Raw genomic sequence first — 15,269 nt, forward strand, 5'->3', positions numbered from 1 at the left:
TCAGCCGATTGTTCCGACGCCAATCTGGCGTTCGGCCATGGCGTGCTCGTACGTCGCGATCTGCTGAATTGTCGTCTCTCGCAACGCTGCGGGGTCTTGCAACCATTGCCGGTACCAATCGACAGTATGCGTGACGAGCGCGTCGAGGTGCCAGCTGGGACGCCAATCGAGCAGCGCGGCCGCCTTATCGCAGTTGAGTGACAAAAGAGCCGCTTCCTTCGGATGCGCCTCCTGTGACATCGTAGATGCGGCTCCATCACCCCAGCTATTTGCGATCATGCGAACGATCATTCCTACCGGCTGGACATCGTCGGCAGCCGGGCCGAAATTCCACCCTGAACAATAGCTGTCGGCGTTCTTCGACAACAGACGAGCCGCGAGGAGCAGGTAGCCGCCGAGCGGTTCGAGAACATGCTGCCAAGGCCGGGTTGCACGCGGATTTCTTAATTCGACCTCTCTACCTTGCGAGAATGCCCGGATGCAGTCGGGCACGATCCGGTCCTTTGCCCAATCGCCGCCGCCGATGACGTTGCCCGCCCTTGCGGAGGCCAGCTTGATACCGCTTTCACCACCGAAATAGCTGCGACGCCACGACGAAACGACCAATTCGGTTGCGCCCTTGCTCATGCTGTACGGGTCGTGTCCGCCCATGGGATCGTCTTCGCGATAGCCCCAGACCCAGTTGCGGTTTTCATAGCATTTGTCGGATGTCACGACGATCATGGCACAAGCGGCGTCGAGAGATCGGACCGCTTCCAGCACATTGGCGGTGCCAACGATGTTGGTCGTTATCGTGTCGAGCGGATCGTCATAGGATTGACGGACGATCGGCTGAGCCGCAAGGTGAAGAACAATGTCGGGCCGCACTTCGCGTATAAACTGTGTTAACGCGGGGAGGTCACGGATATCGCCAATCTGGTGACGGATACCACGATCGATATCACATAGATCGAACATCGCAGGATCGGTCGGCGGGTTGAGCGAATAACCAGCGACCTCTGCGCCCAGCTTCTGAAGCCAAAGCGTGAGCCAGCTTCCCTTAAAGCCGGTATGCCCGGTAACAAGCACACGTTTCCCGCTAAAAACGTCGAGAAAGACGGGTCTCATTGCCACGGGGCTTTCGGTTGGCTCGCCAGCTTTTCCAACAATTCCCAGTCGCGCGCAGTATCCATGCATTGCCAGAAGCCGTGATGTTCGAACATCATCAACTGGCCATCGAGAGCGGCTTGCTCCAGCGGCGCGCGTTCCAGCATGATTTCGTCTGCATCGGTAACTTCGCAATATCGCCGCGCAAATTCGCGATCGAGAACCATGAAGCCGCCATTGATATATCGGTCGGTGACTTCGGGCTTTTCCTTCAACTCGGCGACCCGGCCACCATCAAGTTCGAGCTCACCGAAACGGCCGGGAGGTGCAACACCGGTGATCGTCGCAAGGCGACCATGCTCCTTGTGGAAAGTCAGTAGCTGCGCGAGGTCGATATCGGAAAGGCCATCGCCATAGGTCAAGAAAAACGGGCCTTCGGGGTCAAGATATTTTGCGATGCGGGCGATGCGTCCCGCGGTCTGCGTTTCCGTGCCGGTGTCGGCGATTGTTACCGTCCAGTCACTGTCACTCTGCCCCAGAAATTCAACTTCGCCGGTTCGGGTGTTCACGCGCATGTCGCCGTCGAACAGTTTCGAGTGCAGGAAATATTGCTTGATCATCTCGGACAGGTGGCCGGCGCACAGAATGAAGTCCGTAAAGCCCTGACGGGCGTAGCTCTGCATAATGTGCCAAAGGATCGGGCGTCCGTTGATTTCTACCAACGGCTTGGGAAGTCGGCGACCCGTCAATTCACCAAGCCGCGTGCCTTTGCCTCCGCACAACAACACAACCTTCAAGTCCGTTATCCTTTCAATAATTGAATAGCCGTCAGCGAGCGGGCTGCACGCGAAGCCGCGTTCGGCTCAGGCTACAATGGCGGTTTGATGCACGAGCCCATATTCATGTCCGCTGTCGGACACATAGAATAGCCGGTAACCCGCCTCGCGCAATTTTTCGATCTGGCTGACGGTTCGTTGATTTTCGATATCATACATCCGGTGATGAAACTCGACAAGCAACTGAGCCGGCCTCAGGTCGCAAGCGATCAGATCGTCGAGGACAGCATATTCGAAACCCTCGATATCCATCTTGAGGACGTCGGGCACACCGGTGCCCAGTTCGTCGATTATGGTCGACAGTCTTTTAACCGGCGCGCGGATCGCCAGCGCGGGGTCTGACAGTGCGGCGGGCTGCGCCGAGAAGGACACATATTCATCGACTTCGGGCGCAAAAAATTCAGCTTCGCCGTCTTTCGCCGCCAGTCCGATGGGATGAAACTTGAAAGCTGAGGGAAGCGATTGTTTGTCGACCCATCTACGGCTGCGCGGTGTGGGATCGAAAGCGTGAATTGTTGCGCCAAATCGCTCGATCGCTTCGAGGTCGAACGATATGTCCTCGCCCACTCCGAACGAATAGATCAGCGGATCGGCGGGCGTATGTGCCGTCAGAAGCGGCCACCCCCCATAATCGGTGCCCAACACGTCGTGCGCCAGATCGACTTCGGGCTTGTGCAGAGGGGGCCGCAGTATCCGGCGTGCGATGGCTTTGAGGCGGAGTATCATCGCCGGTGCAATGCCCGAAGTCGCTGCTTACGGCAAGCCAAAGCACTGGCGATTACGCGGGCGGGTAGCCAAGTTTGGCTGCACTCGCCTATAGCGGAACGCTCGGAAGAGCGGCATCTGGCCGACATGATGACGGAGGATGATTTTGCCCGCTAAGAACTGGTTGGAACTGCAGCAGAACCGCGATATCGCGACGTTATTGGGGACGCGCCGGGCGTGGCTGGTCACCGGCGGAGCCGGGTTTATCGGCTCCAATCTGGTAGAAACATTACTTCGGAACGGACAGCACGTCACCGTTCTCGACAATTTTGCGACAGGGTATCGACGAAATCTCGAGGAGGTGGCGCAGGCTGTGGGAGCAGACGCCTGGTCTCGATTCAGCCTGATTGAGGGCGACATCCGCGATGGCGAAGCGTGCGACCGCGCAGTCGACGGCGTCGACATCGTGCTGCACCAGGCGGCACTTGGATCGGTCCCGCGCTCGTTGGCCGATCCGTTCACGTCGCACGATGTCAATGTGACCGGCTTTTTGCGAATGCTCGACGCGGCACGGAGGGCGGGCGTCACGCGGCTTGTCTATGCGGCGTCCAGCTCGACTTATGGCGACGAGCCCAATTTGCCCAAGCGGGAGGATCGGATCGGACGTCCATTGTCGCCTTATGCTGCCACAAAGCTAATGGATGAGATCTATGCCGAAGTGTATAGCAGAAGCTACGGTTTCGCGTCGGTCGGCCTGCGCTATTTCAACGTCTTCGGACCGCGTCAGGACCCGGACGGCGCTTATGCGGCGGTGATACCTAAATGGGTCGCCGCCATGATCGGGGGCGTCGCGGTCGATCTGAACGGCGACGGTACGACCAGCCGCGATTTTTCTTACATCGACAATGTCGTGCAGGCCAATTTGCGTGCGGCGCTGGTATATGGCGGAGACACCAGCGCGGTCTACAATGTCGCGGTGGGGCAGCGTGTCACTCTCAATGAACTGTTCGATTTGCTCTCGATGGGGCTGCGTGAACATGGCATCGACTATCGGCTTACGCCGCGAAAGATGGATTTTCGCAATGGGGATGTGCTGCATTCGCTCGCAGATGTAAGCAAGGCTTCAGCAGAACTGGGCTACGCTCCGACACATACCGCCGCGCAAGGGATCGCCGAGGCACTCGCATGGTACATCGGCCTTTTCAAACAGCGTACCTGACGTCCAGCCATTCTATAAAGACCAATAACGAATATCGTCACGCAGGCTGGCCGGATCGATTGCGCTGCGAAGATCGCACAGCAGGCCGTTTTCGCGCAGCGCGGCATCGGCAAAAGGCGCAATGTCGCTGAACGCCTTGTGGGGAACCGCGACGATCAACGCGGAAAGGTCTTTCCATTCGCGATGATCGGTCAAGGTGATCCCGTATTCGTGCCGGGTCTGCGCCGGGTCAGCCATTGGATCGCTGACTGCCGGCTCGAGGCCATAGCCCTGTAACTCGATATAAAGATCAGCAACCTTCGAATTGCGGATGTCCGGTACATTTTCCTTGAAGGTGATGCCAAGGATGCCGACGCGTCGATATGGGGCGCTGCCGTCCTGCATCGACAGCTTTTGAACAACCCGAGAGGCGGTGTAGGCTGCCATGCCATCATTGATCCGGCGGCCCGCAAGTATCATTTGGGGGTGATAGCCGAGTTGTTCCGCTTTCGACGTCAGATAATAGGGATCGACGCCGATGCAATGACCGCCGACCAGCCCCGGAGTGAAGGGGAGGAAGTTCCACTTCGTCCCCGCAGCTCGAAGCACGTCATGCGTGCGTATTCCTACGCGGTCGCAAATCTGAGACATCTCGTTCATCAGTGCGATGTTGATGTCGCGCTGTGTGTTTTCGAGCACTTTGGCGGCCTCTGCGACTTTGATCGATTCGGCGCGGTGGACTCCGGCATCGATGATGCGTCCGTATACTTCGGCGATGACGTCTAACGATTCGGCGTCCTGTCCGGCCACGACCTTTACAACTTGTTCGAGCGGATGCTCGCGGTCGCCGGGATTGATGCGTTCGGGACTGTATCCGACTTTGAAATCGCGACCCGCGACCATGCCCGAGGCGGCCTCCAGCGCGGGCAAGCAGATTTCTTCAGTCGCACCCGGATAGACGGTCGATTCAAAGACGACGATACTTCCGGTGCGCATCACAGATCCGACAAGACGTGATGCCGATTCCAGCATGCTGAAATCGGGGCGGCGTTGATCATCGACGGGGGTAGGGACAGAGACGACGAAGAAGTTGCAATTTTCGAGAGCGGATGGTTCGGCCGTGATGGCTATCGACGAACGCTGGAGTTCTTCGCCCGAAATTTCACCGGTCCAGTCGGTGCCACCGCGAAGCGAATCAACGCGATTTCGATCGATGTCGAAGCCAACAACATCGAAAATGCGCGCGAACGCAACCGCAACGGGCAAGCCGACATATCCCAGGCCGACAACCCCGATCTTGATATTCTGCATTACTTCCTCGTGATCCATGGTGGCACGTCTGGCACGCCGCCAAATGCAAAGCGGCTGTGTCCTTAGCAGGGGAAGCGGGGATTGCATGTAATATTTGATCGCGCGGGATAGAATCGGTTCGACCTAGGCATGCTGTCTCGCCGGGTCTGCGTTACGAGCAGGTCCGCTGCCAAGCTTGGCCGAGGAAGTGCCGGAAAACGCTTGGCGATGTTGTTCGCCACGGACGTAATGATATGCCGCGGTTGCTCCTTTTTCCGTGCATGGGGCATGCCAGCCAGACAATTTCCAGTTTCCGGTTGGTTCGGATCGGCTTTTACGATTGCGGACCGGAGGCTTCACACCCTTTCCTTTTTTGTTCCCGCCACTATGGGGAGACGCTCGCTCAGAAAAAGAGGTTTCCGTGAAATCCACGCTTTGTCGGTCCTGCGGATCGGACCAGTTAACGTTGATCCATGATTTTGGACCCCAGCCACTCGCCGGAAATTTCCCTGCCGTCCCGCATGCTGAAGCGAGCGTGGACCGCTATCCTTTGGACCTCACGCAGTGCCGGGTGTGCACACTTCTCCAAGTGACGAACGTTCCGCCGATTGAAGCGGTCTTTCACGATGACTATCGATATGCGTCGTCCACGGTTCCCGACCTGGTCCGTCATTTTGTCGGATATGCCGATTTTCTGGCGAAAAGACTGCCGCCAGGAGCAAGGATACTGGAGTTCGGAAGCAATGACGGTGTTTTGCTGGCGCAACTGCATGCGCTCGGCTTTACCGCGCTGGGCGTCGACGCGTCGGACAATGTTGCGGCGATGGGGCGACAAAGAGGGCTGGATATTCGGACGGGCTTTATGACCGTCGACCTCCTTGATCGCGAGAATCTGCTTGGGCAGTTCGACCTCGTTACCTGCTCTAATGTTTTTGCGCATATTGATGATATTGGCGCCACCGTCGCGGCTGTCCGCGCCGCGCTGAAACCTGACGGCCTGTTTGCCATCGAAGTCCACGATGGTGAATTGCTGGCGCGTGAAGCGCAATTCGACACGATCTATCATGAGCATCTCACTTATTTTACCGAAGCGAGCTTGCGCCATTTTCTGGAGCATCACGGGTTCGAATTCGTGTCGTGCGATCGTACGCCCATGCATGGCGGCGGGTTGAGGTTCGTGGCGCGCCTGTCCGACGCCGCGCATTCTTATGATGCTCCGGCGAGCGGCCTGATATCCAGCGACGCGTTTGGTGCCACCATAGAACGATGCGCTGCCGATATCCGCAAGCTCATCGCTGAACATGGCCCGGTTCAAGGCTACGGGGCGGCCGGCAGGTCGCAGATGTTCATCAATATGACAAATACTGCGGATTGTTTCGATCGCGTGTTCGACGACAGCCCGTTGCGCCGGGGCCGGTACATCGTGGGAACTGACATCCCGATCGTGCCATTTACGGCGGAGGATCGCGGTGGGGCCTGCGTCATACTGGCGTGGAACTATGCGGGGTCGATTTCGCGGCTAATAAATGGTCGTTTTGGCGTCATTGCCACGGTGCTGCCGGAATATCGGGAGTGGTAGATGGCGGCTCGTCCTGAAGTCGTGATGAAACATTCGGGCCCTTGCGCATGCGTGTAGTCATATTCGGCGCGACGGGTATGCTCGGGCATATGTTGACGAGGGTGCTCGCGCTCGATCCACGATACGAAGTTTTCGCGACCGTCCGGGGGACTTTGGACGATTACCCGCAGCTATCCGGATATCATCGGCATATTATCGAAAATGTTGCCGTTACAGACGAGGCGCGTATCGGCCGGCTTCTGGAAGAAATCGCGCCTCGAGTCGTCGTCAATGCGGCTGCGATGCGTCCTTCCGGGTTGACCCCGGCCACCACAATCGACTTCGTGCGGGTCAACGCGCTTTGGCCGCATCAACTTGCGAACCTGGCTGGTCCAATGGGCATTCGTCTGTGTCATATCAGTTCCGATGGCGTCTTCTCTGGTCAGAGAGGGGCATATCGGGAAGATGATCGACCTGATCCGGAGGATGTCTACGGCGCCGCAAAGTTGGTTGGCGAGCCCGTAGGGCGACATGTCGTCAACTTGCGAACGTCGATCATCGGACCCGAATTGAATGCCGGCGCAGGCTTGCTGTCATGGTTTTTGCGGCAGGACGCTGCAATCAAAGGGTACAGCCAATGGCTCTATTCAGGGCTTACCACGCTGGAACTCGCGAACATTATCCGAGATGATGTTCTTCCCAATAGTGATCTTCAGGGAATTTATCACGTCGCAGGAGCGCCGATCAGCAAATTCGAGTTGCTCCGATTGCTTTCAAAATATTACGAACATGACATTCCGATCGAGGAAGACGCCAGCGTCACGAGGGACCGAACGCTTGACGCTACGCGTTTTTTGAATGCAACCGGATATAAATCTCCCGGATGGCCCGATATGATATCGGCGTTACGCCAGCTTGGGAATCTTTAAAGATCTAGAATATATAATGATATATAGAAATATTATTGCGAATTATGCTGGCCGTACATGGCTTATGGCATCTATATATATTTTTGTTCCTATATATATCTCTATTCTTGGTGCAGAATCATACGCTCTAATTGCGTTTTATACCATTCTCCTGACGTTCGCATCATTGGCTGATGTGGGCCTATCCAGCACCTTTTCGCGGCAAGCGGCATCCGAGAAAGACAGGGATGCGCTGTTCGATACCTTTTCGACGATGGAAATCATTCTTCTGTGCACGACCATCTCGATATCAATCTTGATAATAATTTTTGCACCGATGATTGCAGATCGCTGGCTAAATCAAATTGATGTTATCGATACTTCGACGGTTGAGACGTGCCTTCGGTTGATGGCCGCTACAATCATTCCGCAAATCATGATGACCTTTTACTCGGCCGGTCTGATCGGTCTACAAAAGCAAATTTCCAGCAATGTCGCGCAATCGATATACATATTGATACGATCGGCATTCATCATTCCGGTCTTAATGATACATCGCGATCCGGTCGTTTTTTTTGTATGGCAACTTGGAGTAACAATCGCTTTTTCGATAATATTCAGAATATTGCTTTTTCGGACGATCGAGCGCCCCATATTTTCGCTCGGGCGCTATAAATTTTCGTCGATGCGGCCGGTTTTGGCCTTCGCCGGCAGTATGATTTTGATCTCGTTGATATCCACGATCAATACCCAGATCGACAAGCTTGTCGTTAGCGGGCTGTTTTCGGTATCCGATTTCGGGTTTTACGCTGCTGCGAGCACGTTGGCCCAACTCCCCGTTGCGCTGACGATGCCGATCGCCATCGCATTTTACCCGCGGCTCACCGAATTGCTGGCAAGACATGAATTATTGCCGGCGCGGGAGCTGTACGCTTATTTTTCGGGGCTTACCGCGATGACGGTGTCGCTCCTCGCGGGCGGGCTGTTCATGCTCTCGCCCGAAATTCTGACGATCTGGATGCATGGACAATCATTGCCACCAGGCCTGCCGACGGTCGTTAGCCTGCTGGCGTTGGGCAGCCTGTTTTACGGGCTGCAAATCGTGCCATATTACCTCAGCCTGGCGCGCGGCGAGGCTCGGATTATCCTGGTTCTGGCGATCGTTGCAATGCTGCTTACCGCCCCTCTCAGTTATATCAGTGTCGTCCGCTTCGGCATGGTCGGCGCGCCTTTGCCGTGGATTTTGCTCAATCTGATAAATTTCATCGCGATCGGTTTTGTAGTGAACCGGAGAGCGTGGAGCACGCGGCGAATGCAGTGGGTCATCCAGTGCATAAGCTTGCCGACCGCGCTGGGGCTGGCGACCGTTTTTGCGGGCCAGTGGCTGGCGGGACTGCTGACGGTGAATCCCTACATTACGGTTGCTTTGACCGGCGTGGTGTGCCTGATCGTTATGGGCGTATTCGTTCGTGCTATCTTGCCCGCGCTCGCTGGTCGCGGTCTTGCTTCTTCACCATCGCTGCCTTAGACGCCGCACCAATCCTGCAATCTATAGATCGTTTCATGTCAACTATTTCCGATGACGTTCCGCTGCTCTCCATCGTGGTGCCGACACGAAATAGAGGAGATTGCGCGATCAGCTTGGCTCGCAGTCTTTGCGCGTCAGCCGCGCGATCGTTCGAACTGATCCTGCATGACAATTCGGATGACGACAGCCTGGGCGAGGCGATCGCGGATTTGGCCGACGCGCGGATTCGCTATTTCCATTCCCCGGACAGGATGAACATGCACGAGAATTTCACTCGTGCGATCGTCCATTCGCGTGGCATTTATCTCTGTGGCCTCGGCGACGACGACGGCATTCTGATAGAACCTGCGCTGCAGATCGTGGAAAGCGCACATGCAAATGGTGTCGATGCGATCCTGACTTCGGTCAGATCCTATTCGTGGCCGGGGTTGCAACATTGGTTGTGGGGCGACGTGGGCGGGCAGATTCTACCGACACGTCGGAAACTCCCGTTCGCCAAAAAATTGGACGCGGTCGAACAGGTTGCGGAGGTGTTCTCCGATGCGACGGTCAGAGGGCTGGGTTTGCTTCCGAGGCTGTACCACGGCGTTGTCAGCCGAACTGCGCTCGATCGGCTTCTTGCGCGGACGGGAAGCTATTTTCCGGGTGGCAGTCCGGACATGGCGAACGCGGTTGGATTGAGCTACTGCGTCGACGCCTTGATCTATGATCCCCGCGCTGTAATAATTTCCGGCCATTCCCGAAAAAGCGGTGGCGGTGCGGGGTCGGCTGGCAAGCATCATGGCGCCATCGAGGATCAGCCGCATTTGCCGCCGGGCATTATCGACCGCTGGCCGGTTGCGATCCCGCGTTACTGGTCCGGGCACACTATTTACGCCCAATCGGCGATTGCAGCAGCCGAGGATGCCACGGATCGGGCATTGCCCGAATTCGCTTTTCATCGACTTTATGCTGCATGCCTCGTCTTCGATAGGGCTGAGTACCGCCGCCATATTTTTTCCGCCATGCGCCAAAATCCGAACTTCGGTGCTGCCATGGCTGTCAGGGTGGCGGTTGGCGTGGTGGGGATGACGGCGTTGCGCGCGCGGGCCTTCTTCGGCAGCGTATGGCGCAATTCCATCGTGCGGTCGCGACGGCGTTCCTTCTCGGGTATCGACGATTTGGTATCGCACTTGTCCGCGCAAAAAGATTGGTAGCCACGGTAGGATGGCGGGGCGCTATTCAGCTTGAGTTGCATATGTGACGAGAGAGATTTATACGAAGCGATCTCGCGGCATATCTGAGTGTTTCGTACGATAATAGATTGTAATATATTGTGAATCTTGAAACCGCGCCCCGCGTTATCTTCTGCCAGCCTGCTCTGCCTGCGTATCGGATCGATTTTTTCGATCGGATGGCAAAGCAGCTCGGGCAGCGATTTGCTCTATATTATTCTCCCACGGATATGGGGGCCCTCACTCAACATTCGAAACCATTCAACTGGGAACGCCCCGTCGGATTGATGCAACCGATCATCCCCGGCGTCATCGAATGGCAGCCCGGCGTGATGAAGATCCGGATGCAGCGCGGAGACACCTTGATTGTGTGCGGCGGCCCTCGGACGGTCTCGACGTTGACGCTTCTGGTCAAGGCGCGGTTGCGCGGCATCAAGACCGTCTGGTTCGGACATTATTGGAGCAGCACCTCAAAGAGCCATCGATTCTACGTGCGCATGATGCTCATGAAGCTAGTTCACGCGGTTCTTTTCTATACGGATCAGGAAATAGACGAATATCGGGCGGGGTTTGGCCACAACGATCGCCGCCCCATCAGCGCGGTTAACAATGGCATCAACGTCGATCCGATCATTTCGGTGCGAAATCCCTATCGGGCGGAAGGCCGGCCACGCGACATGCTGCTCATCGGACGTCTGCAGGCGAAATGCCAGGCGGAAATGGTCATTAACGCGCTGGCCGATTCGCGCTTGGCAGGCGTGCGGTTGCATATTGTCGGTGACGGGCCGGCGCGGGCGGATCTTGAGGTTCTGGCGCGCAAACTCGGAGTCGAGGATGCGGTAATCTGGCACGGCGGCACGTCGGACGAAAATGTGATCGCCAAGGTCGCGAACCAGTGTCGAATTTTCGTGTTTCCGGGCGCTGTGGGATTGAGCCTGATCCACGCCATGGCCTATGGTTTACCTGCGGTGATCAACGACGACCGCTGGGGCAACGGGCCCGAGATTACGGCTTTCAGCGCGAACTCGACCGGTGCGGCTTTTGCAAAGGACGATAGTGCAGATCTGGTCGACAAGATCGCGGCAATCATCGACGACACCGGCTTGCTGAACCGTTGGTCGGAAGAAGCCCGGCGTCGCGCCGATGAATTGTATAATACGCAGGGTATGACGGACCGTGTTCTCGCGTTGATCGACCGACTGGGTGACGGGCGATGAAGCATGCGGCCGAGACATCGAGGGCCGTCTCGGTTCTTCAGGCATTCGCTCTTGCGTCAGTTGTCGCGGGCTTTCCGCTCGTCGCCGCACTTTCGCAGGCGATCGACGTATCGAGCACGCCGCTGTCGATCGGGATTCGCGGACTTTCGGCGCTTGTATGCGGGCTTCTGTTCGTCATTTCGCTGACTTGGGCCAAGGGGCGTGCCAGGTGGTGGTTGTTGACGACAGCTGCCCTTTTCTGGGTGCTGTATTTGATCCGTATGACAAACGACACGTTGATCGAGAGCTATATTTTGACAGCTGAGCCCTCAAGCTATTGGTTATGGGCTATCGGGGGCTGTGTTGTCCCCCTCATCGGGCTTTCGCGCGCGCGCTATAATGCGGCCGATGCCCCGAAATATTTTCTCTGGTGCTTCGCGTTTGTTTTCATCGCCGCGGCCCTTGCTGTTCCCAATATTTCGACATTCGTAGATACCGATTACGGCGGTTATGAGGGCGGCCGCGCGGCGTTGAACGCCCTAAATCCCATTTCGCTTGGCCATCTTGGCGTCCAGTTGCTTCTCCTATGCATCTGGGGCGCCTTCCTTCGCCCAGCGGGCGAGCGCAAACTCTATTACATCGCCCTCTTCGCAGTGGGAGGGCTGATCGGCCTCTACCTTGCGCTCGTTGCCAATTCGCGTGGTCCGTTGGTCAGTTTGGTTGCCGCCGTATTATTCGCGATCGCGGCGTCGAAACTACGCGGAAAATTCGGTCTCATCGCGATAATGCTGTTTGCTGCCGTCGCTTTCGTTCCGATTGTAGGCTTCGTTGACCAACTGGCAGGAACGCAGATTTACGATCGCTTGTTGGGCCAATCGCAGTTTGATGAGGTCAATACCCTGGCACGCATCGACCTTTATGCGTCTGCCTGGGCCCAGTTCATGCGATTTCCTTTAACCGGCTACGGGATGGAAGACCCCGTGTTCGGTGGATATCCGCATAACCTGATAATTGAAGCGTTCATGTCGACCGGATTGATCGGTGGCTTCCTGCTGTTGAGCGTCATGGCATTGGCGATGTACGTTTGTTATCATATTTTCCGCAATATTCCCCAATTCGGTTGGCTGGCGCTGCTTGTTATACAGCAAGTCGTGTCCATCCAGTTCTCTGGGACAATCGGTCAAGCCACAATCTTGTGGGGCCTGCTGGGAGTGCTGTCGTCGACCTCGGCTTTGGGCGCGTTTCGCGCCCATCAAGCCGGTAATGGCCCGCAGGAAGGCGACGCTGGCTCCGACCGCGGACGCCGCGATATGGGGCGTGCCATCGGCGACGCGACACCAGCTTAGGATGTAATGCTAGCGAGTACCTGCCGCACCGCATCGCACTGAGCCGCGACTTCCGTATCGTCCATCGTAGGGTGGGTTAAGAACATGATGCTGGTGTCGCCCAACTGACGCGCGACCGACAACGATTGAACAGGGCGCCAGGGCGTGCCGTCAAAAGCCTTCTCCAGATAAGCTTCCGAACAGGATCCGTGCATTATCCCCACTCCGCGTGCAGACATTTCCGCGACGATCCGGTCGCGTGACCAGTCGGCGGGTAAAGCTTCAGGCCGAACATAGCCATAGAAACGGTAATAGGCGTGAGTGAAGCCGGATGGCGGCATCGGCACTCGAACGAGTTCGGGAAATTCGGCCAGCACATCCGCAAAATGCCGGGCAATAGCGGTGCGCCGCGCCGTCCAGTCCGCCATGCGCGCCAACTGGATTCGGCCAATCACTGCCTGCATCTCCAGCATGCGCCAGTTTGTGCCAAAGCTTTCGTGAACCCAGCGGAAGCCTGGAGGATGCTCACGTTCGTAGACCGCTTGCCAGCTTTTCCCATGATCCTTGAACGACCACATCGCCGACCAAAGCGCCTCATCGTCGGTCGTCACCATGCCTCCTTCACCGCCCGTCGTCATGATCTTGTCCTGACAGAAGGACCATGCGCCGACATGCCCGATGGAACCGACCGCGCGCGCGCCGACCCGAGCGCCATGGGCCTGGGCGCAATCCTCGATCACTTTGATCCCGCGCGGTTCAGCAATCGCCATGATGCCGTCCATGTCGCAGGGCCAGCCAGCGAGGTGTACGGGAATGATCGCGCGGGTACGGCTGGTCAGGACCGCGGCAATCGTTGTGGGCGAGATATTGCCGCTGTCGCCGTCAACATCAGCGAATATCGGTGTCGCTCCCGCATTCACGACGCACGAAATGGACGCTATGAATGTGCGTGGAGTAACAATCACTTCATCGCCCGGCCCGATGCCGAGTGCCTTCAGGGCGAGGTCGAGTGCCAGCGTACCGTTGGCGAGCGCGATCGCCCGTGAGGTTCCGGCCCATGCCGCAAACTCGCGCTCGAATTCGCGGCCCTCTGTGCCCGTCCAATAGTTGACCTTGCCCGAAGCCAGCGTCGCGGCGACAGCGGCAACTTCTTCCTCGTCATAGCTCGGCCATTTGGCCCTGCTCATCGTCATCATTCGCTCCGTATCTGGCTTTCAGCTCTGACCAGCGATCAGTTGCAAGGTTTTTTCGACTGCGCGGTCCATGTCGAAAAATTCATCATAACAGGCGCGGGCACGCCGTCCCATTGCTTGCCGGCCCTCGCTGCTCATGGCTGCAAGGCGCTCGAGTCCCGCCGCCATCGCGGCGACATCGTCAGGCGCACAGACAATCGCACCGCCCGACCGCAGCAATATTCCGGCTGCTTCGCCCGCCAACCCGGCGATAATTGGCTTGCCGCAAGCGAGATAGTGCTGCGTCTTCGACGGAATGGTGATCGTATAGAGGGGGTCGTCCTTCAGATGGACGGCCAATATATCGGCGGCGTCAAAAATCCGGTCCATTCGGTCGCGCGAGACGGGGCCATGAAGGATCAGGTCGCCGTCGGATCGGTCGGCGGCGCGCCGTGCGAGATGTTCGCGCTCGATGCCGTCGCCGAACAGGTGGAGGCGCAGGGAAGGGGCGGCGCGGCGCGCAATGTCCAACGCGTCGATCAGGCTGTCAAGCGACTGAGCCTGTCCAAGATTGCCGCCATATACGATGTTGAGGTGGCCCGCGAACCCCGCCGGGATCTCAGGTGATGAGTTTTCCGCCGCAGGCACATAGGTCGCCCAATTATAGATACGGCTTAGCTTTGCCTCGGGCACTCCTCGCTCGATCAGCCGCGCGCGCATTCCGTCGGATTGGGGCACGATATGGTCGGCCTTGCGATAGACGAAGTTGCAGAGCCACCCGAGGACCCGCATGACCCGTCCGTTGGCCATTCCCGACGCGCCGACGCTGTCGGGCCACAGATCCTGGATCTCGATAATGAACCTTTGTCTGTAAAGCCGGGTGAACAGAGCAACTGCCAGTCCCGGCGTGATCGGAGGATGATAAACATATATGGCGTCATATCGGCGCCCGCGGAGCAGGCCAAAAATTAGGACTGACAGAAAGAAGCTCAGATAATTTAATGCGCGCCCGACCGATGACTGGTCGTGAGACGGATAGAGAAACAGCCGGTGAACTTTAATCCCGTCCATCGTCTCTTGACGATAAGGGCGGATTTTATGTCCCGTGTAGAGCTTTCCGCCCGGATAGTTAGGAAAACCGGTGGCAACCTCAACCTCATGACCTGAAGCGGCGAGCGCTGTGGCGAAATCGATGCCCTTGAATGCCGGTTCGGGCTGAAACCACTGGGTAACATAAAGGATATGCATTGGGC

At 57.2% G+C, this 15,269-nt stretch carries 13 protein-coding genes; 7 read left to right on the plus strand and 6 right to left on the minus strand.

The window, feature by feature from the left end; translation table 11 throughout:
- The 3 genes from rfbG to FG91_RS11550 all read right to left on the minus strand — a co-directional run bounded on the left by rfbG (nt 1) and on the right by FG91_RS11550 (nt 2,648).
- Entirely contained in the window at nt 1-1,107 is a 1,107-nt protein-coding gene (gene rfbG, locus FG91_RS11540) for a CDP-glucose 4,6-dehydratase (protein WP_052187525.1), read from the minus strand.
- Entirely contained in the window at nt 1,104-1,874 is a 771-nt protein-coding gene (locus FG91_RS11545; protein WP_235212028.1) for a sugar phosphate nucleotidyltransferase, read from the minus strand. The genes rfbG and FG91_RS11545 overlap by 4 nt, the downstream gene beginning before the upstream one ends.
- A gap of 75 nt (nt 1,875-1,949) precedes the next feature.
- Nucleotides 1,950-2,648 carry an FkbM family methyltransferase gene (locus FG91_RS11550; RefSeq protein WP_052187526.1) on the minus strand — a complete coding sequence of 233 codons (699 nt, stop codon included), beginning with the start codon at nt 2,646-2,648 and terminating at the stop codon, nt 1,950-1,952.
- Between the two features lie 139 nt (nt 2,649-2,787).
- Here FG91_RS11550 and FG91_RS11555 point away from each other — a divergent pair, with 139 nt between their 5' ends.
- Nucleotides 2,788-3,846, plus strand: a complete 1,059-nt coding sequence (locus FG91_RS11555; RefSeq protein ID WP_081940551.1) for an SDR family oxidoreductase — start codon at nt 2,788-2,790, stop codon at nt 3,844-3,846.
- A 12-nt stretch (nt 3,847-3,858) separates the two neighbouring features.
- Here the strand turns inward: FG91_RS11555 and FG91_RS11560 are convergent, their stop codons facing one another.
- Complete coding sequence (locus FG91_RS11560) at nt 3,859-5,136, minus strand: nucleotide sugar dehydrogenase (RefSeq protein WP_037515454.1); 1,278 nt, start codon at nt 5,134-5,136, stop codon at nt 3,859-3,861.
- Nucleotides 5,137-5,536: 400 nt separating this feature from the next.
- Between FG91_RS11560 and FG91_RS21455 the strand changes: the two genes are divergently transcribed.
- The 6 genes from FG91_RS21455 to FG91_RS11595 all read left to right on the plus strand — a co-directional run bounded on the left by FG91_RS21455 (nt 5,537) and on the right by FG91_RS11595 (nt 12,865).
- Nucleotides 5,537-6,694 carry a class I SAM-dependent methyltransferase gene (locus tag FG91_RS21455; RefSeq protein WP_161785658.1) on the plus strand — a complete coding sequence of 386 codons (1,158 nt, stop codon included), beginning with the start codon at nt 5,537-5,539 and terminating at the stop codon, nt 6,692-6,694.
- 47 nt (nt 6,695-6,741) lie between these two features.
- Nucleotides 6,742-7,602: a dTDP-4-dehydrorhamnose reductase family protein gene (locus FG91_RS11575; RefSeq protein WP_037515087.1), complete on the plus strand. Its 861-nt coding sequence runs from the start codon at nt 6,742-6,744 to the stop codon at nt 7,600-7,602.
- Nucleotides 7,603-7,618: 16 nt separating this feature from the next.
- Nucleotides 7,619-9,109 (plus strand): oligosaccharide flippase family protein, encoded by a 1,491-nt coding sequence (locus FG91_RS11580; RefSeq protein WP_081940553.1) that lies wholly within the window; start codon nt 7,619-7,621, stop codon nt 9,107-9,109.
- Nucleotides 9,110-9,144: 35 nt separating this feature from the next.
- Complete coding sequence (locus FG91_RS11585; protein ID WP_081940554.1) at nt 9,145-10,305, plus strand: glycosyltransferase family 2 protein; 1,161 nt, start codon at nt 9,145-9,147, stop codon at nt 10,303-10,305.
- A gap of 119 nt (nt 10,306-10,424) precedes the next feature.
- Complete coding sequence (locus FG91_RS11590; protein ID WP_152568095.1) at nt 10,425-11,540, plus strand: glycosyltransferase; 1,116 nt, start codon at nt 10,425-10,427, stop codon at nt 11,538-11,540.
- The gene (locus tag FG91_RS11595; RefSeq protein WP_037515092.1) at nt 11,537-12,865 is read left to right on the plus strand and encodes an O-antigen ligase family protein; all 1,329 of its coding nucleotides are present in this window, start codon (nt 11,537-11,539) and stop codon (nt 12,863-12,865) included. Before FG91_RS11590 ends, FG91_RS11595 begins: the two co-directional genes overlap by 4 nt.
- Here the strand turns inward: FG91_RS11595 and FG91_RS11600 are convergent.
- Together FG91_RS11600 and FG91_RS11605 are read right to left on the minus strand one after the other, a co-directional pair.
- Nucleotides 12,862-14,037 carry a DegT/DnrJ/EryC1/StrS family aminotransferase gene (locus FG91_RS11600; RefSeq protein ID WP_235212017.1) on the minus strand — a complete coding sequence of 392 codons (1,176 nt, stop codon included), beginning with the start codon at nt 14,035-14,037 and terminating at the stop codon, nt 12,862-12,864. The two genes, FG91_RS11595 and FG91_RS11600, sit on opposite strands and share 4 nt — an antisense overlap.
- Before the next feature lie 21 nt (nt 14,038-14,058).
- Nucleotides 14,059-15,264: a glycosyltransferase family 4 protein gene (locus tag FG91_RS11605; RefSeq protein ID WP_037515095.1), complete on the minus strand. Its 1,206-nt coding sequence runs from the start codon at nt 15,262-15,264 to the stop codon at nt 14,059-14,061.
- Nucleotides 15,265-15,269: the final 5 nt, after the last annotated feature.

The sequence above is a fragment of the Sphingopyxis sp. LC81 genome (assembly GCF_000756375.1).
Classification (GTDB): Bacteria; Pseudomonadota; Alphaproteobacteria; order Sphingomonadales; family Sphingomonadaceae; genus Sphingopyxis.

What these genes read in the sequence shown, in the direction of transcription:
- rfbG (WP_052187525.1), bottom strand. Translation starts at nt 1,107, where the DNA reads ATGAGACCCGTCTTTCTCGACGTTTTTAGCGGGAAACGTGTGCTTGTT.
- FG91_RS11550 (WP_052187526.1), bottom strand. Translation starts at nt 2,648, where the DNA reads ATGATACTCCGCCTCAAAGCCATCGCACGCCGGATACTGCGGCCCCCT.
- FG91_RS11555 (WP_081940551.1), top strand. Translation starts at nt 2,788, where the DNA reads ATGATTTTGCCCGCTAAGAACTGGTTGGAACTGCAGCAGAACCGCGAT.
- FG91_RS11560 (WP_037515454.1), bottom strand. Translation starts at nt 5,136, where the DNA reads ATGCAGAATATCAAGATCGGGGTTGTCGGCCTGGGATATGTCGGCTTG.
- FG91_RS11575 (WP_037515087.1), top strand. Translation starts at nt 6,742, where the DNA reads ATGCGTGTAGTCATATTCGGCGCGACGGGTATGCTCGGGCATATGTTG.
- FG91_RS11580 (WP_081940553.1), top strand. Translation starts at nt 7,619, where the DNA reads ATGATATATAGAAATATTATTGCGAATTATGCTGGCCGTACATGGCTT.
- FG91_RS11585 (WP_081940554.1), top strand. Translation starts at nt 9,145, where the DNA reads ATGTCAACTATTTCCGATGACGTTCCGCTGCTCTCCATCGTGGTGCCG.
- FG91_RS11595 (WP_037515092.1), top strand. Translation starts at nt 11,537, where the DNA reads ATGAAGCATGCGGCCGAGACATCGAGGGCCGTCTCGGTTCTTCAGGCA.
- FG91_RS11600 (WP_235212017.1), bottom strand. Translation starts at nt 14,037, where the DNA reads ATGACGATGAGCAGGGCCAAATGGCCGAGCTATGACGAGGAAGAAGTT.
- FG91_RS11605 (WP_037515095.1), bottom strand. Translation starts at nt 15,264, where the DNA reads ATGCATATCCTTTATGTTACCCAGTGGTTTCAGCCCGAACCGGCATTC.